Raw genomic sequence first — 18,176 nt, forward strand, 5'->3', positions numbered from 1 at the left:
CCAATGTCCGATCCGGGGTAAGACAAGTCCTACACAGGATGTGAGAAAACTCCAATCTTCTGTCAGGGAAATCCCGATAGCGATGTTCTGTGAACCCGGACACAATTCGAACTGCCAGCCGCAGTACCCGAACCGGTCCTACTCCCCAAGAGGCCATCCCCAAGGGAGCTCATGCTGCGGGGCCCTGAGCAAGCCCTCTGCTGGCGCCTATCAAACGACACAGGCCTGGTCCTCGCGGACCAGGCCTGTGTTTTTTGCGCCCGAAGGGCCGGCAGTGCACCGGCCCTGCAGGATCAACCCTTGATCGCCGCCAGGATGCGGGCTTCGATCTCGTCCAGCTCGCCGACGCCATCGACGCGGGCCAGGGTGCCACGGCCGGCGTAGAAGTCCACCACCGGGGCAGTCTGGTCGTTGTAGACCTGCAGGCGCTGGCGCACCGCTTCCGGCGTGTCATCGGCGCGGCCCTGCTCCTTGGCGCGACCGGCGATGCGGTCGACCAGCAGCTCGGTGGCCACGTCCAGCTGCACCACGGCATCCAGCGGCTGGCCGATCTTGGCCAGCAGGCCGTCCATCGCATTGGCCTGGGCCACATTGCGCGGGTAACCATCGAGGATGAAGCCCTTGGCGACATCGGCCTGGGTCAGGCGCGACTCCAGCATGCCCAGCAGGATGTCGTCCGACACCAGGTTGCCGGCATCCATCACCGTCTTGGCCTGCTTGCCCAGCTCCGTGCCGGCGGCGATTTCCGCGCGCAGCATGTCACCGGTCGAAATGTGGGCGATCCCCAGCTTTTCCTTCAGGCGCGTCGCCTGTGTCCCCTTGCCCGAACCGGGCGGTCCCAACAGAACCAATCGCATTGACCTGACTCCAACGTGTTGAAAACAAAGAAGGTTCGCGTCCCGGACGGACCGGTATCGCTGCACCGCAATAGCGCCACTTTACCGCATCCGGGTAATGTCCCTGCAATGTCCCCTCCCCCGAGCAGGTAGAAGCATGCGCAACGGTACTCTCCTCTACGCCCAGTCCGGCGGTGTCACCGCGGTCATCAATGCCACGGCGGCAGCGGTGATCGAGCAGGCCCGGGCCAAGGGCATCAAGGTCCTTGCCGCCCGCAACGGCATCCTCGGCGCGCTGCGCGAGGAGCTGATCGACACCAGCAAGGAGAGCGCCGCCGCGATCCGCGCCCTGGCCCATACCCCGGGTGGCGCCTTCGGCTCGTGCCGGGTGAAGCTGAAATCGCTGGACGCCGACCGCGCCCGCTACGACCGCCTGCTGGAGGTGCTGCGCGCGCACGACGTGCGCTGGTTCCTCTACAACGGCGGCAACGACTCGGCCGATACCGCGCTGAAAGTCTCGCAGCTGGCCAAGGCCTCCGGCTACGACCTGACCTGCATCGGCGTGCCCAAGACCATCGACAACGACCTGGCAGTGACCGACACCTGCCCCGGCTTCGGCTCGGCGGCCAAGTACACCGCCGTCTCGGTGCGCGAAGCGGCGCTGGACGTGGCGGCGATGGCCGAGACCTCCACCCGCGTTTTCATCTACGAGGCCATGGGCCGCCACGCGGGCTGGCTGGCTGCGGCCGCCGGCCTTGCCGGCAACGGCGATGACGAAGCGCCGCACATCATCCTGCTGCCCGAACGCGCCTATGACGAGGCGGCGTTCCTGGCCAAGGTCAAGGCCGTGGTCGACCGCGTCGGCTACTGCGTGGTGGTGGCGTCGGAAGGCATCGCCACCGCCGATGGCCGCTTCGTCGCCGATGCCGGTGGCGGCAAGGACTCGTTCGGGCACTCGCAGCTGGGCGGCGTGGCCGCGCACCTGGCTGGCCGGGTCAAGGACCAGCTGGGCCTGAAGGTCCATTGGGCGCTGCCCGATTACCTGCAGCGCTCGGCCCGCCACCTGGCCAGCAGGACCGACTGGGAGCAGGCGCAGGCGGTCGGCAAGGCCGCGGTGCAGCTGGCGCTGAAGGGCCAGAACGGGGTGATGCCGGTGATCGTGCGCAGCAGCGACGCACCGTACCGCTGGAAGATCGAAGCGGCGCCGCTGTCGAAGATCGCCAACCATGAAAAGAAGATGCCCGCCGGCTTCATCCGCCGCGACGGCTTCGGTATCACCGCCAAGGCGCGCGCCTACCTGTCACCGCTGATCAAGGGCGAAGCCCCGCTGCCGTATGGCACCGATGGACTGCCCAGGTACGTCACCCTCAAGAACGTGGCGGTGAAGCAGAAACTGCCGGCCTTCGAAGGCTGAGCCGAAAAAGGGGACGGAGGGGATTAAGTCGTATACGCCCCTCTGTGCTGAGCCCTGTGCGGAGCGCAGGGCACATTGCGGCGGCCGCCGAAGCACCCCACAATCGGGCTCCGGCCCGGGGCAAAGGGGCCGCCGCAAGCCAGATTCGACGCTGCCCGGCCTTCAAGGCCCGGGCCTGTGCTGCCATTTCACAAGGACTGTAACCATGAAGCACCCGATCCTGATCGCCGCGCTGCTGTGCGGTGCCGCCGCACCCGCCTTCGCTGCGACCTGCGAAAGCAACTTCCAGAAGAAGGGCAATCCCTTCGTCGGCACGACCTTCACTTCATCGGTCACCCATCCGGACCTGACCGTGGCGAGTGCCATCGGCCAGATGCGGGTGATCGCCAAGAACGCCAACATGGATGTCCTCAGCGAGGACGTGGAAGGCGGCTCGATGCTGATCGAAGAGCCGGAATCCATGGCCCACAAGCCGATCCCGATGATCATCAGCGCCACTTCCGAAGGCGGCCAGGGCACGGTCGGCATGGTGGTGAAGGTCAACAAGGGCGCCATTGCCTCGGCCGACGGCGTGCGCGAAGAAATGTGCAAGCTGCTCAACCAGGTCAAGCCGGGCAAGGCTGGCGAACAGGCAGCCAAGGCCACTCCGCAGGCGTCGGTGGTAACGATTGCCGCCGACCGCTTCGGCTTCCAGCTGCGCAACCAGAACAAGGACAACCCGGCCGCGGTCGAGCCGCGCTACAAGGGCAAGACCTACGCCATCACCGGTCGCATCACCACCGTGCTGCGCAGTGGCGGCACCTACAACACCAGCTTCGACCTGCCCAGCGATGGCAGCATCGACTTTGAGCGCGTGGCTATTTCCTGCTCGTTCGCAGCCAACCAGGCCGCGTATGCGCTGGCCCTGCGACCGCGCGAGAAAGTGACGCTGACCGGCGTGGTCGACAGCTACGACCAGATTGGTCGTGTGCTGTGGCTGAAGGACTGCCGCGGCAACTGATCCGCTGCCGGCATTGGAAAAGGCCCGGGTGCGCAGGCGCCCGGGCCTTTTCGTTTCCACAGCGGTTCACGCCTGGCGCACGTGCATCGCTGGATGATGGATGCGCCGCCTGGAGATCATCATGGCATTGCGTGTTGTTCGACTGGGTATGCCGCGCCACCCCAGCGAGGGGCTGCGTATCGGTACCGTGCGGCGCCCGCCGCGTGGCGTGCCGCGCAGCGAGTTCGCCCGGCAGGACTGGTATGACGTCTGGTTCCCGACCCTGTCACCCAGCGCCGAGCTGGTGAAGCAGGCGCATGAGGCGAAGTCGGCCGCCGACTGGACTGCGTTCTTCCGCCACTACAAGGCCGAGATGAGGGCGCCGGATGCGGCCCACGCGCTGGACCTGCTGGCCGCGATGTCACGGCACAGCGACATCAGCGTAGGGTGCTACTGCGAGGATGAAGCGCATTGCCATCGCAAGGCATTGCGCGAGTTGCTGGTAGCGCGGGGAGCAATGCTGGCGGAGTGATCACCCAGATGCCGGCCAGCGGCCGGCACTACCGGGGGATGACTGCGTGGGTGCACCGCCCACGCAACTTCAATTGCAGGCCTTGCCTTCCATCTGCAGCTGCGCGGCGAACATGGTCACCTGCGGAATCTGGCCGGCCGCGGCCTGCTTCTTGGCTTCTTCCAGATAGATGCGCGACTGGCCCTGACCGTCCAGCTCGACCTTGTTGCTCGACGGCAGTCGCCACACGCGCACCACCGCCTGCTGTGCCGGGCATGCTGCGCTGGGCACGCGGATCACATCATTGAGCTTCCAGCCCTTGTCGGCACTTGGCTGTGCCTTGGCGTAGTCGACGAAGCGCGCGCGTGGCTGGCACTGCTCGCTGGTCCGCACCGGCGCAAAGCGGTACGGCTCGGCCGCCTGGCCGGTGAAGGCACCTTCCAGGCGCGCGCAGGCCTCGGGGATCTGCCGCAGGGTGTGCACTGCGCCCACTGCCTGGGGAGCGCCCACGGCGCGCTGCAGCTCCGGGGTTTCCGCGGCGAGTGCCGGTACGGCCGGGACCAGGGCGGCAAGCATCAACAGGGACAGGCGCATGGGGAATCTCCTACGGGACTGTGCGCAGGCTTGCAGAGGCTGGCTTAACGGGGTGCAAAGGCCTGCGGTTCTCGAATCACGCCCATGGACTGGCGGCATGCGCCGCAGCTCGCAGCAGCCCGTCGAGCATGGCCTCTGGAAGCCAGTCGAGCACGGCTCGACTCTACAGTGCGCCGAACGCATACTGCGGGTACCAGGGAATGCTGAACACCGCCATACGTCGGACGACCACCTAGGTCGGTACGGGTTGGTTCCAGGCTGCAGCCCGTCGTCCCCCTCGTGGTGCCGTTCATCGCCACTGGATGCCTACATCCATTCTGCGGAGGGGTCTAATGCTGGAACGTCACGGGCTTTCATTGGCGCTGGGCTGCGCCATTCTCGCGATCCTGTTCGGAATCGTCTCGGCGCGCTGGATCCTGCGCCAACCCACCGGCAATGAACGCATGATCGCGATCGCCACCGCGATCCAGGAAGGCGCGCGTGCCTACCTCAACCGCCAGTACCTGACCATCGGCGTGGCCGGCGTGGTGCTGTTCGTGCTGGTCGGTGTGTTCCTCAGCTGGTACACCGCGATCGGCTTCGCGGTCGGCGCGGTGCTGTCCGGCGCGGCCGGCTACATCGGCATGAACGTGTCGGTACGCGCCAACGTGCGCACCGCCGAGGCCGCACGCCATGGCATCAGTGCGGCGATGGACGTCGCCTTCCGCGGCGGTGCGATCACCGGCATGCTGGTGGTCGGCCTGGGCCTGCTGGGTGTGGCCGGCTATTACGCACTGCTGCTGCGGATGGGCCTGCCGATGGAACAGGCGCTGCACGCGCTGGTCGGTCTGGCGTTCGGTTCGTCGCTGATCTCGATCTTCGCGCGTCTGGGCGGTGGCATCTTCACCAAGGGCGCCGACGTCGGCGCCGATCTGGTCGGCAAGGTGGAAGCCGGCATTCCCGAGGATGACCCGCGCAACCCGGCGGTGATCGCCGACAACGTCGGTGACAACGTCGGCGACTGTGCCGGCATGGCCGCCGATCTGTTCGAGACCTATGCGGTCACCGTGATCGCCACCATGCTGCTGGGCAGCCTGATGCTGGCCGAGGCAGGCGCCAATGCCGTGCTGTATCCGCTGGTGCTGGGCGGTGTGTCGATCATCGCCTCGATCATCGGTGCGCTGTTCGTCAAGGTGAAGCCTGGCGGCTCGATCATGGGCGCGCTGTACAAGGGCGTGATCGTCTCCGGCGTGCTGGCCGCGATCGCGTTCTACCCGATCACCACCGGGCTGATGGCCGACAATGTGCATGGTCCCATCGCGCTGTATGGATGCGCGCTGATCGGCCTGGTCCTGACCGGTCTGATCGTGTGGATCACCGAGTACTACACCGGCACCCAGTACAAGCCGGTGCAGCACGTGGCGCAGGCGTCGACCACCGGCCACGGCACCAACATCATCGCCGGCCTCGGCATCTCGATGAAGTCCACTGCACTGCCGGTCGTGGCGGTGTGTGCGGCGATCTGGGGCGCGTTCGCGCTGGGCGGCCTGTACGGCATCGCCATCGCCGCCACCGCGATGCTGTCGATGGCCGGCATGATCGTCGCCCTCGATGCCTATGGACCGATCACCGACAACGCTGGCGGCATCGCCGAGATGGCCGAGCTGCCCTCGGAGATCCGCGACATCACCGATCCACTGGATGCGGTGGGCAACACCACCAAGGCGGTGACCAAGGGCTATGCGATCGGCTCGGCGGCGCTGGCCGCACTGGTGCTGTTCGCCGACTACACGCACAACCTGCAGGCCGCGCATCCCGGCCAGGAGTTCCGCTTCGATCTCAGCGACCACACGGTGATCATCGGCCTGCTGATCGGTGGCCTGATCCCCTACCTGTTCGGTGCGATGGCGATGGAAGCGGTCGGTCGTGCGGCTGGCGCGGTGGTAGAGGAAGTGCGGCGCCAGTTCCGCGAGATCCCCGGAATCATGCATGGCACCGGCAAGCCGCAGTACGACAAAGCGGTGGACATGCTGACCCGTTCGGCGATCCGCGAAATGATCGTGCCGTCGCTGTTGCCGGTGGCGGTACCGGTGGTGGTCGGCCTGCTGCTGGGGCCGCGCGCACTGGGCGGCCTGTTGATCGGTACGATCGTGACCGGCCTGTTCGTGGCCATCTCGATGACCACCGGCGGCGGCGCCTGGGACAACGCCAAGAAGTACATCGAGGATGGCCACTTCGGTGGCAAGGGGAGCGAAGCGCACAAGGCAGCGGTGACCGGTGATACCGTCGGTGACCCGTACAAGGACACCGCCGGCCCGGCGATCAATCCGCTGATCAAGATCATCAACATCGTGGCGTTGCTGCTGGTGCCGTTGCTGTAAAGGCCTTCTGTAGAGCCGAGCCCATGCTCGGCTCAACGGCTTCGCGGGATCGGAGAACAGCCAGGCAGCGGCTCAGCTCTACAACGTCACCGGCCGCGCAGGAAGAAGGACACCGGCACCATCACTTCCACCGGGTCGCCGGCCACTTCGGCTGGCGGCGCCGGTACCGGGCTGGCCCGCTGCACGGTGTCCAGCGTCTCCTGGTCGAGCAGCGCGAAGCCACTGCTGCGGCCCAGTTTCAAACCTGAGACCGCGCCATCGCGGGCTACTGCGAAGCGCACGTAGACCACACCCTGCTGACGCAGCCGCTCGGCCTGGCGCGGATAGCGCCGATGCTTCTGCAGATGCCCGAGCAGGCGCCCTTCCCAGGTTGCCTCGGCGCGACTGCGTTCGCCGGCCGTGGTCTGCGGTGCGGTGTAGCGTGCGGCCGCGGCGGCCGCCACCTGCGGCGGCGCGCTGGTCTGCGTGACGTTGGTCTCGGCGGTGTCCGGCGAGGGCGTCGGCTCAGGTGTGCGCGGCGGCGGCAGGTCACCCTGTGGCTGCACCGGTGCCTTGGGTTGCTCGCGCAGGGCCGGCTTCGGCGCCTGTCGCTGCTGTTGCTGCTGCAGGGGCCCGGTTGCCACCTCGCGCGGCGGCACCGGCGGTGCCTGTGCCATCGGCGCAAGTTCCAGCATCAGCGCGGCGGGCGGCGCCGTCGCAGCCAGCACCGGTGCACGCGTCGCCCACCAGCAGGCCGCAACGATCAGCAGCGCATGCACCAGCAGCACGATCGCCAGGCTGGTCGCCCAGCGCCGCAGTCCACTCATCGTGCGCCCTGCTCCAGGCCAACCAGCGCCACCTTCAGGTAACCGGCCGCACGCAATGCATCCAGCGTCGCCATCAGTTCGCCGTAGGGCACGTGGGTATCGGCGCGCAGGTAGATGCGCTGCGCGGTGTCGCCGTGGGTGGCCGCCTGCAATGCAGCGGCCAGCCCGTCACGCGCCACGGACTGTTCGCCAACACGCAGCGACAGATCGGCCTGCACGGTCACATACACCGGTGCCTGGTCCGGCGGCGTGGCCCTGGCGCTGCTGGCCGGCAGCTGCACCGGCACTGATACGGTGGCCAGCGGTGCGGCCACCATGAAGATGATCAACAGCACCAGCATCACGTCGATGAAGGGCGTGACATTGATCTCGTGCGCTTCTTCCGGCGTGTCGTCGCGGTCGGACGCGGTCCTGATCGCCATCGCCGGGCCTCAGTGCACCGCGCGCAGCGGCGTCGCTGCGCTACGCGGCACAGCACGATCAAGATCGCGCGAGACCAGCTGCTGAACGGCGGCCGACAGATCACCAAGCAGCCCTCGCAGGCCGGCCAGCACACGGCTGAAGTGGTTGTAGACCAGCACTGCGGGAATCGCCGCGACCAGGCCGAGTGCCGTCGCCAGCAGCGCCTCGGCGATGCCGGGCGCAACTACCGCCAGGTGGGTGGTGTTGCTGTGCGCGATGCCGATGAAACTGTTCATGATGCCCCACACCGTGCCGAACAGGCCGACAAAGGGCGCCACCGCGCCGATGCTGGCGAGCACACCGATGCCGCGCCGCTGCACGCGCGCGGTCTCCAGCTCGATACGGTCCAGGCGCGAGGCGATGCGTTCCTTGATGCCGTCGCGCCCTTCCAGATCCTGCGACAGGCGCAGTTCGGTACGGGCCGCATCCAGCATCGCCCCTGCGATGCCCTGCTGCACATTGGCGTCAGCGCTCTCGCCGGGCAGGCTCGGCGCCTGCAGCAACAGCGCGCGCGCCGCCCGCAGCTGCCGGGCCTGGCGAGCCAGCTCCCAGCCCTTTGCCAGCAGCACGGTCCAGGTGGCCAGCGACGCCAATGCCAGCGCGATCATCACGGCTTTCACCACCACGTCGGCGGCCAGGTACATGCCCCACGGGGTCAGTGCAGGGGCGGCCACAGGGGCCAGGTCAGCAGGCAGCATCGTCTCGGTTTCCATCAGCATCAGAGGTCGCTGCGCGACGACGGGCCGCGCGCGGATCATTGGCGTCGTCCACTTCCACGACCGGATTGGGCTCCAGCCGCGGTGCGGGTCGACTGAGCACGTAGCCGGCGCTGACGGCGAAGAACAGGCCCACGCCCAGCAGCAGGCGCCACGACGGGTGCGCGCCCCAACAGAACAGGGCAAAGCCCACCGCCATGCCGGCACTGGCGAACGCCTTGCCCTTGCGCGACACCGCCCCCTGCTCACGCCACAGCCGCAGTGACGGGCCGTAGCGCGGATGCGCCAGCAGGCGCTGCTCGAACTTCGGCGAGCTGCGTGCGAAGCAACCCACGGCCAGGATCAGGAAGATGGTGGTCGGCATCACCGGCAGCAACGCGCCGATTACCCCGAGGCCGACCATCAACCAGCCCAGCGCGAACCAGAGCCAGCGCATCAGCGTTGCGCCTGCGGGCGCGCGCCGTGCATCAGGCGAATTCCACTTCGACGTGGCCGTGCACGCTGCGGAACGCGGCATCGGCTGCGTCGATCACCTGCTGCTCCTGCTCGGCACTCAGCGGCACCGCGTCCAGCGCGGCGGTGAACTCACGCCAGTGGCGTGCCGCACCATCCGGGTGCGCGGCCAGGTGGCGGGCGCCGAAGTCACGGTCCAGCCCGAGCTTGGCGGCCATCTTGTAGAGAATGGTGCCGCCGAGGTTGGAGCCTTCGGCTACGTACAGCCAGCCAAGGGCGGCCGGCAGCGCCAGGTCCGAGGGCAGCGCGTCGATGTCCGCGCCTGGCAGGGTCTGCTCCAGGTCCTGCAGGTCGCGCGCGACCTGGGTCAGGCGGCGGCGCTCACCGAGATCGGGCAGCAGTGCGTCCAGCGCAGGGTTGGCATACAGCGCATCGATGCTGCGGTGGAACCGATACTGCACGCGCAGGAAACGGGCGAAATTACTGCGGTCGGCGAAGATGTCGCCGGCCATGATGCGCTTGTCCAGGGCACCGTGGCTGTCGCGGGTGGCGGCCTTGAGCCGCAGGCTGCGGCTGTCTTCGGGAGCGATGTGTGCGTTCATGGGGGATGCCAAGGGGGTCGTCGTGCTGTAGACGTTCGCCGCGGGGCTTTCCCCAAGGCCGTGTGCGCCGATAATGGACCATCCCTTCTTCCAGCAGGAACCGATGATGATCACCACCGAACCGCGCATGACCAACCTGTTCCTGCAGCTGGGCCTGGACGCCAGCGCCGAGGCCATCGCCCGTTTCATCCGCGAGCACCAGCTGGCCACCGACGTTGAAGTGGTCGAGGCCCCCTACTGGAACGATGCCCAGCGCCAGTTCCTGTCCGAATCGCTGCAGGCCGATGCGGCATGGAGCACGGTGGTGGATGAGCTGAACGAGTCGCTGCACGAAGATGCGGTGAAGGCTTCGACCGGGCTGTAAACAGACGCCGGGCATGGCCCGGCGCTGGCGATCACACGGCGGAAGCGGTGCGAACCAAGGTCCGCACCCACCGAGGGCGGTCGGAGCCCGATGGGGTCAGAGCCCTTTCCTCAGGAAAGGGATCCAACCCCACCGCCCATCCACGATCGGTCAGTACTTCCAGGTCAACGCCAGCCGCGCGGTGCGGCCCGGTGCCGGCATCACGCCCAGCGCCAGCGGGTCCAGGTAATAGCGGTCGGTCAGGTTGTCCACGCCTGCTTCCACCGACAGCTGGTCGTTGAAGCTCCAGCTGGCAAACAGGTCCACCAGCGTGGTTGGCCGGTACAGCTGCTGGATCGCCGACAGGCCCACGTTCCAGTCCTTGTCCAGCTTGCTGATCGGGCCGGCGTTGTGGACCACGCGGGTGCCGAAGGTCAGGCGCTCGTCGAACAGGCGCGAGCCCAGGGTCAGGTTGACCATGTAGCGCGGCGGATTCTGTGTATTGGTGTACGAACCCTCGAAGCCGCCGTCCACGCAGTTGGGCGTGTTGGCCAGTTCATCGTTCTTGCGCTGTGCACCATAGGCGCGGCGCTCTGCGGCGATGTCCGGCGCGCAGGTCTTGGCGTTGAAGTAGTAGTGCGCGGAAAGATCGGCAAACACCTTGCCGCTGTCATAGCTGGACTGGAACTCCATGCCCGAGACCTTGAACTGGTCGACGTTGCGGATCAGGCCCGCCGACAGCGTGCGGTAGTCACGGGTGATCAGGTCGTCGATGCGGGTATCGAAGTACGCCAGCTTCAGCGCCAGGCGGTCGCCGGCGGTGAACAGGTCGTAGCGGAGGGTGCTGGCACCGATTTCCCAGCTGCGCGCACGCTCCGGCTTCAGCTCGCCCACCGGCTTGGCGGCGGTGAACAGGCCCAGCGTGGTCTCGAACAGGCTCGGCAGCTTGGTGCCTTCGGCGTACTTCACGTAGACCATGGTGTCTTCGCTGAAGCGATAGGCCACGCTGGCCGTCGGCGAGAACGCGGTGTCACGACGGCGGATCGGCTGCGACCACGTCCAGCTGACCGGCACTTCCAGGTCCTGCGGCTTGCCGGCGTCGTAGAAGTTCCAGCCACCGATGTCGCCCACCGTGCCCTTCTTGTACGGTGAGGCCAGCAGTGATTCCTGGGTGAAGTTGCCGTTGGCGTCCGGGTACCAGTTCAGCAGCGCGATGCGCTTGGCCCGCCACGACGGCAGCGCCGGGTTGCCATTGAGCAGTTCGGTGTAACGGTACTGGCCCTGTACCTCATAGGCGTCGGGCGTGGCCAGGCGGTTGCGGTCATGCACATCCACGCGGTTCCAGCGTCCGCCGGCCAGCAGTTCCCAATGCTCATCGGGCTGCCACTTCAGCGAGGCCACGGCACTGTATTCCTTGCGCTCGGCGTTGCGCAGGAAGCGGTTGTTGACCAGATCGTCGTGCATGACCGGCCCCGAACTGCCCGGCGCGATGTCTTCGTCGCTGTAGGACAGGCCGTAGTCGAAGGTGAACGCACCAGCACGAGTGTCGAACTTCGAGGTGTTGCTGGCATCCAGGCCGAAGCGCTTCTGTCGCAGCGGATTGCGGTAGGCATCCTTGTAGCCGGGGTCGCCGCTGAAGCTGGGCGCGTCATACCACTCGGTGCGGCGGTCGAAGTACCACGGGGTGATGCCGGTCAGGCTGTTGTACATCACGCTGTCGGTATCGGTGTATGTGGCGTTGACACGCAGGTCGACCAGATCGCTGTCCGGATTGAAGCGGTAGCGCAGGGTGTAGCTGTCCATGTCGACATGGCCCGGGTCCCACTGCGGAATGCGATCGCGGTCGACGCGGATGATCTGCGAGGCCATGATCTCGCCGGCGGTGCCTTCGTAGCGGCGGTAGCCCGCTTCCAGCGTCTGCGCATCGTCGATGCGCCAGGTGCCCTTGAGCAGCGCCGACTTCGAGCGCGCCGAGGTATTGAAGACCTCGGTACGCGGCGGGTTCAGCGGCGCCAGCGTACGCCGGGTCTGCGGGAAGTCGTCGTAACCGTGCTTGCCGGAGAAATAGTTGCCGTTGTCGCGGTAAGCATAGGCGGCGACCAGATCGAAGCGGTCCCAGTGACCGGCTGCGGCCACGTTGAAGAACTGGCTGCCGGTGGCGCTGCGATCGGAACGCGGCGCGGCGCTGTAGGACGGCAGGTTGTTGGCGCTGGCGTTGGCCAGGCCGCCACGCACGCGTACGCCGAAGTCACGGCCTTCGCGCAGCACGTCACCGATCTTCAGCGTCTCCATCTCGACCACGCCACCGATGCCACCGGAGGCGTTGGCCTGCAGGCTCGGGCCCTTGGTGATGGTCAGGCTGGAGATCAGGTCCGGGTCGAGGTAGGTGCGCTGTGACTGGCCGGCATAGCCGCGGTAGGTATCCATGCTGGACTGGCCGCCATCGATGATCACCGGCACGCGGCCCTGGCCCTGGATGCCGCGGATGTTGACGTCGAAGCCGTTGCCCACGCGCGGATCGCCAGCGGTGACGCCGGCCACGCCCTTGATGATGTCGCCATTGGAGGTGCCGCGGAAGCGTTCCAGGTGCGTGCGGTTGAGCGTGGTGGTGGAACCGACGCTGCGATAGCTGTCGAGCAGGCGCGCCTCATCGCTGGTCGCGCCACTGTCGACGCGGTCGCCGGCCACGCTGAGCGTGTCGGTGACGATCACACCGCTGTCGGCCTGCACCGGCGTCGCCGCTTCCAGAGTGACTGCATCTGCGCTGACCCGGCGCACCGCCAGGCCACTGCCCTGCAACAGCTGCTGCAGCGCCTCGTTGGCCGGCAGGCTGCCCTTGACCGCACGCGAGGTTACGCCCTGGGCCAGGGTGGCCGGATACACGACCTGCACGCCGGACTGGCGCATATAGCTGCGCAGCGCTTCATCCAGCGGCTGCGCTGGAATGTCGAAGCGCTGCACGGCAGCGTGGTTGCCGGTGGCGTCCTGTGCCAGCACGGACGGTGCGGCGCTGGCCAGGCCGGCGGCCAGCAGGGCGATGCACAGGCGGGACGGGCGCAGCGCGCGGCCCGGGCGGTGGGAGTAGAACATGGGGAACCTGTCAGGTAATCGGTGCCGCAGGCGCGGCGTCATCCGCAACACGGGCGGACACGGCGACGTACGTGGCGGCGGCGGGTACGTTCGCGGGGTAAGACGGTTGGGCGCGCGGCAACCCCAAGAGCGATTTGCGGTCGCGGCAGGTGCCGACCGGCCGGTGATCGTGGTGGGTGCCGACCGTTGGTCGGCACACTGGGACCTTCATCCACGCATGGCGTGGATCTACTGGTGAACGATGGCGACGCCGAGCGGCAGGCGGGTGACCTGCAGACCTGCTGTTGCGGCCAGTGCATCCAGCGCCTGCTCCGGGCGATCGATGCGCAATGCGGCACTCACTGCGGGTAGTCGCGACAGATCGCCGCGCACGAAGGTCGGGCCGGCGCGGTAACGCCCCACCCATTGCACGGCGTCGGCGACGCTGGCCTGCTCCAGCAGCAGCTCGCCCTGCCGCCACGCGCCGACGCTGTCGGCAGCCACATCCCGCAGACGCGTCACGCCGCTGTGCTCGCCATAGACCGCACGCTGGCCCACCTGCAGATAGGTCCAGCCACCGTCGGCCGGGCTGGCCACGCGCACCCTGCCCTGCCCGACCTGGGTTTCAACCAGGTCATCGCCGCGCGCGACGGTGAACGCGGTCGAGATGTCCTCGATCACGCCGTTGCCCGCACGCACGCTGAAACGTCGCTGCGCATCCGGGCTGACCTCGAACCAGGCACGCCCACGCAGCAGCTCGATCTCGCGTGCATGTGCATTGAAGCGCACGGCAATCGCACTGTCCGCATCCAGCACTGCGCGGCTGCCATCGGGCAATTGCACGTTCTGCACGACGTGCGTGCTGCGATGGTCGGCCTGCAGCCGCAACCAGGCCTCCGGCCATGCCACCAGCATCGCCAGCGCGGCTGCAGCGGCCATTGCCCAGCGCATTCGATGCGGCCGCGGGCGTTCGGCGGGCCGGACCTGCGGGCGTGGCCCGACACTGCGCCACAGCGCGCGCTCGTGTTCGAAGGCGCGTCGGTGCCCCGGTTGTGCCAGCCAGCGCTCGAACTCGTGCATGCGCCCTTCGCCGATGTCACCCGAGGCCAGCCACGCGATCCAGCCCCGGGCCTGTTCGGCCAGGGCATCGTCATTGGCGGCGGGCAGCGTGTTCGGCGGGCTCATCGGCTGGCGGACAGGCGCATTCAAGCGCGGGCGGAGGAACTAGACCGCATCCACGGTCCAGTGATCAAGACGTTTCAGCGAGGGCCAGCCCCAAGCCGGGGCCATCATCGGCCGCTGCGTGCCCAGGCCAGGCGCTGCAGGGCGGTGCGCACATGGTTTTCGACGGTCGTCACCGACACCCCGAGACGGCGGGCGATCTCGGCCTGGGTCAGGCCCCGCAGGCGGTTGAGCCGGAAGATGGTGCGGGTCGGCTCCGGCAGGTGCCCCGCCGCATCGAGCACCCGCTGCAGTTCGTCCTGTGCCATGGCCTGTTCCTCGGTCGAGATGACCTCGTCCGGCCCCCACAGGTAGTGGTCGGCCAGCAGGCGGTTGCGCCGGGTCGATTCGCGGCCGTGGTCGGTGGCCAGGTTGGCGGCCAGACGGTACAGATAGGCCCGCGGGTTGTCGATGGCCTGGCTGTCGTCGACCCCACGGGCCTTGAACCATACGGCCTGGATCACGTCCTCGGCACCGTTGTCTCCGCCGAGGATGCGCTGCACCCGGCGCAGCAGTGCCGGCCGCTCACGGATCAGCAGTTCGGTAAGGGAGGCGGCATTGGAGGACATGCGCGGAACCGGGACGACAGACGGAAGGCGCCGCGCATGCTACTCCGTTAATGAGAATCAGTCACGTTCGCATCAGTGGATGCAGCCGGTCAGCCCGTCATAGACGCTCTCCGATGTAAGCGGACAGTCCCTCTGCGAAATTGGGACACGGGGTTTGCAGAATCCCCAGTCCCCGGCCGGCAAGGGCCAAATTAGCCCTGTGAGCCCCTTTCCCTGACCGTTCGATAGCCCCTCAAACGGGGTTAGAACCAGGCCTCAACCGGGGCTCAAATCGGGGGGAGCTCATCGGCGACCCATCCGCCGCTGCGGAACTGGTTGCCGCCAGCGTGCCCAGCGGACCCGGCCACCACCGTGCCATACAGTGCCGTCCGATGGAGCTCCTCCGTGTCCAGGGCGCCATCCCTTCCCCAGCGCGGCACCAGCGACATCCGCGCGCCACCTGCAGCCGCCATAGCCAGCCGCTCCCAGTCCATCCCGCCCCCCAGGCCGCCCTGGCGGGCGACCTGTAGACGGTCGGTCTGAGGGGTAAAGCGGAGGCGCCGGTAGGTGCGCCGAACCACCACATTGACGCCTGCGCCCAGGGTGCGCTCCACAATGCTTGGATCGATGCGCTCAGTCTCTGAGCCGGGCTCAATGGGTAGGTCTACCGCCTGGTGGGCGAACAGCTCGCCCACGTCTAGGCCCGCCACTCCAATTTCGACCTGGATACCCACCAGGGCCACGGTGCCCGCTGGAAGCACCCACCAGGCCGCCCGGCTTCCGTCCACCAGCTCGACCACCCGTTGAGTGAGCGAGGCCCCGCCGAGGGCTTGGCCATACGTAGCGTCACCAGCCTTGCGTCCCGTGAGCTTGAGGGTGGTGCCGACCGGGCAGGACAAGCCGAGCATGCCAACGACACGGACGCCAGCGGCTGCAGGCCAGGTCAACCGCAGACGGACGGCTGATGCACTACCGCTGAGGCGGGCAATGCTTGTGGGCCGCCCATCGACCAGTGCGGCAATGTTCGCGGCAGTAGCACCGTCAGCGGCAGCGGTAACACCCGCAGGGGAGAATCCGATAAGCATGTGGCAGTCCTTATGCGCCCCAGAATTTCAGGGTCTGTTCGCCAGTGATGGGGTTGCTGGTCACCGCCGTGACGATCACCTTTCGACCGGCTGCGAGGCCATAGCGCGGGTAGCGGATGCGCCCGACCTGGCCCGGTCGCAGCTGCAGGTCAGGCCGCGCGGTCATCCGGCCGGCATAGAAGTTGCGGGGCACTGCGTAGAGCTTCACGACGCGGTCAATCTCCGCCTGAGCGTCAGCGCGGCTATCGAAACAAGACTCCACCGCTGGCGCCGCCTCCGCGTGCTGGTAGCAAGCAGGCAGATCCCCGGTGGCATAGACCTGACCACGGTGGCCGGCGGACAGTTCCTTGCGGATGCTGGGCGGCACCTGGTCCAGGCCCGTGGCCATATCGCCGTCGGCCAGGATTACCGCGTTGGGCCGATAGCCCATGCGCCGGGTAAGGCCGGGGGCCAGATCCGGCATCACAACAAGCGGAGCGGCGAGCTCGACCAGGTCGAGCTCGAATGCCAGGCTCGCATCGGCAACGCTCTCGGGGTCGATCAATCGCGCCAGACGCAGCACGCCATCCCCATCCTGCCACCAGTCGGCGCAGTAGCTGCCCAGGATCGCAGCCAAGGCCTCACGCGGCGTGCTGCTGCCGTCCGCAAAGTAGCCCACCCCGGCATAGCCCGTAGCCTGGTCGATGGCCAGCGCGTCGGCGCTCTGCCATGCAGCTTTCCCAATGCGGCCGAACACGTCTGAAAGTGCCTGTTGAAGCGTTGCCGGCCGGTCCGCTCCGATGGTCGAAACGTCAGCCGTCAGCGGCCCGAGAGGCGGCGACTGCAGGGAGAGCTGCTGTCCACCAGCAGCCAGGCTGTACGCGGTGCCGGCAACCAGTTCCACTGCGCGGTCGCGGACACTCATCACTGATTGCAGGCGCGAATCGCAGATCCATTGCAGCGAACCATCACTGTTTACCGCCGTGGTCGGCACGCTTCGCACCAGCCCGATCACCACGGGCTGCGGCTGCCAGGCAATGCTCTCGCCGTGGGTCGGGAGAAATACGGCCCTGCTCAGCGGCTCATCCAGGTCACTGTGTGCGTCCTTGAACGTCAGGCGCTTGTAACTGTCATCCTCGACCTCGATTCGATCCAGCACATAGCGGGCGACGGGCACCGCACTGGCCATCGACTGTCCTTGCTCGACCTGGCGCACCGTAACTGCCACGTCACGAATAGCGGACAGCGCAGCGGCATCCAGCATCCCTGCCGCGTCCTGCACGCGGACCTGGGCGCTGCCAGCACGCGACTCATTGCCCCACATCCAGAACGAAACTGCGCTGATCGTGCTCAGGCCCTCGGTGGCGATGACTCCGGCGAACGCGGTGTTCGCTGGCGAGTCGCTGGCAGCGCTCATGTAGTCCTCACTTGCGACCCGAATTGTGGGGGGCGGAACGGCAGCCTGGGCCCATCCCGCCAGTGCGGCCGGACTGAGCCCCTGCCACTGCCCAGCGTTCACGACACAGCGTAGGCCGCGCGCTTTGGTAGCGGCGATGGACACGGCGAAGTAATACGGGCCACCCGCCGAGGCATCGACGCTGGCCACCTGCTGGCCGTCACGATAGAACTGGACCTGTGCGGGCGTGCCAGGCAGCACGCGCACACCCAGTGCCTCTCCCTTGATGGGGATTGGCAGGCCACTGGCAATCACAGCACCGTTGCGAACCACTTGGCCAGTGTGCAATTTCCAGCCCACCCCATTGGATGCGCCCAGCTCAGATGATAAAGGCGCTGCCGCATTGCACAGGCCGATGATCGCAGTGAGAGGATCGTCACCCCACAGCATGAACTCAGCGCCGGCAGGACCGGCAAGCGGAAAGGTGCTCCTGGCGATGCGGGCAATAACAACCGCGCCAGGCGAGGACACGGTCAGGCCGCCATCCTCTACCAGCAGCCCAGCACCGAGCGGAGACGCCGCCCAACGGCCAAAGGTGCGCACGACGGGTCAACCTTCCTGGGGGATTTCAGTTGCCTCAAAGCGGTAGACCGCACCGACCTTGAGCGCGGCGGCGTCGGCCGTATCGACCGTGAGATTGATCTGCGGCATGTTCGGCTGACTGACCGGACGGAACTGCAACGTCACGCCGGGCTGGTCAGCAGACTCGGTGCGAAGGTACAGGCGAGCATCAAAGCGCATG

Annotated in this window: 18 protein-coding genes; 5 read left to right on the plus strand and 13 right to left on the minus strand. The window is 67.2% G+C overall.

Translation table 11 applies throughout. From position 1 onward, the window contains the following. Positions 1-293: 293 nt before the first annotated feature. Positions 294-857, minus strand: a complete 564-nt coding sequence (locus M1L61_RS18775; protein ID WP_010484004.1) for an adenylate kinase — start codon at positions 855-857, stop codon at positions 294-296. 136 nt (positions 858-993) lie between these two features. Here M1L61_RS18775 and M1L61_RS18780 point away from each other — a divergent pair, with 136 nt between their 5' ends. From M1L61_RS18780 to M1L61_RS18790, 3 genes are all read left to right on the plus strand, one after another. After that, entirely contained in the window at positions 994-2,250 is a 1,257-nt protein-coding gene (locus tag M1L61_RS18780; RefSeq protein WP_049412081.1) for a 6-phosphofructokinase, read from the plus strand. Positions 2,251-2,455: 205 nt separating this feature from the next. Then, entirely contained in the window at positions 2,456-3,250 is a 795-nt protein-coding gene (locus M1L61_RS18785) for a hypothetical protein (protein WP_010484002.1), read from the plus strand. A gap of 121 nt (positions 3,251-3,371) precedes the next feature. Continuing rightward, a complete protein-coding gene (locus tag M1L61_RS18790; RefSeq protein WP_029550884.1) occupies positions 3,372-3,761 on the plus strand; it encodes a DUF488 family protein in 390 nt (129 codons plus the stop codon). Positions 3,762-3,830: 69 nt separating this feature from the next. Here M1L61_RS18790 and M1L61_RS18795 read toward each other — a convergent pair whose 3' ends face one another. Beyond that, positions 3,831-4,334 (minus strand): hypothetical protein, encoded by a 504-nt coding sequence (locus M1L61_RS18795; RefSeq protein ID WP_010484000.1) that lies wholly within the window; start codon positions 4,332-4,334, stop codon positions 3,831-3,833. A gap of 332 nt (positions 4,335-4,666) precedes the next feature. On the opposite strand from M1L61_RS18795, the gene M1L61_RS18800 reads away from it, so the two are divergent. Beyond that, the gene (locus M1L61_RS18800; protein ID WP_248853909.1) at positions 4,667-6,694 is read left to right on the plus strand and encodes a sodium-translocating pyrophosphatase; all 2,028 of its coding nucleotides are present in this window, start codon (positions 4,667-4,669) and stop codon (positions 6,692-6,694) included. Positions 6,695-6,780: 86 nt separating this feature from the next. On the opposite strand, the gene M1L61_RS18805 is transcribed toward M1L61_RS18800, so the two are convergent. The 5 genes from M1L61_RS18805 to M1L61_RS18825 are packed head-to-tail and all read right to left on the minus strand — an operon-like array spanning position 6,781 to position 9,733. Continuing rightward, positions 6,781-7,500 carry an energy transducer TonB gene (locus M1L61_RS18805; RefSeq protein WP_049453647.1) on the minus strand — a complete coding sequence of 240 codons (720 nt, stop codon included), beginning with the start codon at positions 7,498-7,500 and terminating at the stop codon, positions 6,781-6,783. Further along, the gene (gene exbD / locus M1L61_RS18810; RefSeq protein ID WP_043400240.1) at positions 7,497-7,922 is read right to left on the minus strand and encodes a TonB system transport protein ExbD; all 426 of its coding nucleotides are present in this window, start codon (positions 7,920-7,922) and stop codon (positions 7,497-7,499) included. Before exbD ends, M1L61_RS18805 begins: the two co-directional genes overlap by 4 nt. A 9-nt stretch (positions 7,923-7,931) precedes the next feature. Next, a complete protein-coding gene (gene exbB / locus M1L61_RS18815) occupies positions 7,932-8,660 on the minus strand; it encodes a tonB-system energizer ExbB (RefSeq protein ID WP_049437203.1) in 729 nt (242 codons plus the stop codon). Beyond that, on the minus strand, positions 8,647-9,114 hold the full coding sequence (locus M1L61_RS18820) for a YbaN family protein (protein WP_043400233.1): 468 nt from the start codon (positions 9,112-9,114) through the stop codon (positions 8,647-8,649). Before M1L61_RS18820 ends, exbB begins: the two co-directional genes overlap by 14 nt. Before the next feature lie 31 nt (positions 9,115-9,145). After that, positions 9,146-9,733: a biliverdin-producing heme oxygenase gene (locus M1L61_RS18825; protein ID WP_053443478.1), complete on the minus strand. Its 588-nt coding sequence runs from the start codon at positions 9,731-9,733 to the stop codon at positions 9,146-9,148. A gap of 106 nt (positions 9,734-9,839) precedes the next feature. Between M1L61_RS18825 and M1L61_RS18830 the strand changes: the two genes are divergently transcribed. After that, positions 9,840-10,097, plus strand: a complete 258-nt coding sequence (locus M1L61_RS18830) for a DUF2789 domain-containing protein (RefSeq protein ID WP_029550886.1) — start codon at positions 9,840-9,842, stop codon at positions 10,095-10,097. 150 nt (positions 10,098-10,247) lie between these two features. On the opposite strand, the gene M1L61_RS18835 is transcribed toward M1L61_RS18830, so the two are convergent. From M1L61_RS18835 to M1L61_RS18860, 6 genes are all read right to left on the minus strand, one after another. Next, positions 10,248-13,166: a TonB-dependent receptor gene (locus M1L61_RS18835; protein WP_248853910.1), complete on the minus strand. Its 2,919-nt coding sequence runs from the start codon at positions 13,164-13,166 to the stop codon at positions 10,248-10,250. 228 nt (positions 13,167-13,394) lie between these two features. Then, positions 13,395-14,330, minus strand: a complete 936-nt coding sequence (locus M1L61_RS18840; RefSeq protein ID WP_248853911.1) for a FecR domain-containing protein — start codon at positions 14,328-14,330, stop codon at positions 13,395-13,397. A gap of 104 nt (positions 14,331-14,434) precedes the next feature. Beyond that, on the minus strand, positions 14,435-14,935 hold the full coding sequence (locus M1L61_RS18845) for an RNA polymerase sigma factor (protein WP_248853912.1): 501 nt from the start codon (positions 14,933-14,935) through the stop codon (positions 14,435-14,437). A 266-nt stretch (positions 14,936-15,201) separates the two neighbouring features. Next, complete coding sequence (locus M1L61_RS18850) at positions 15,202-15,822, minus strand: hypothetical protein (protein WP_248853913.1); 621 nt, start codon at positions 15,820-15,822, stop codon at positions 15,202-15,204. 187 nt (positions 15,823-16,009) lie between these two features. After that, positions 16,010-17,977, minus strand: coding sequence for a hypothetical protein (locus M1L61_RS18855; RefSeq protein WP_248853914.1), 1,968 nt, complete (start codon positions 17,975-17,977; stop codon positions 16,010-16,012). A gap of 6 nt (positions 17,978-17,983) precedes the next feature. After that, a complete protein-coding gene (locus M1L61_RS18860) occupies positions 17,984-18,175 on the minus strand; it encodes a hypothetical protein (protein ID WP_248853915.1) in 192 nt (63 codons plus the stop codon). Position 18,176 lies beyond the last annotated feature (1 nt).

Source organism: Stenotrophomonas sp. NY11291, from assembly GCF_023277365.1.
Taxonomy (GTDB): Bacteria; Pseudomonadota; Gammaproteobacteria; order Xanthomonadales; family Xanthomonadaceae; genus Stenotrophomonas; species Stenotrophomonas geniculata.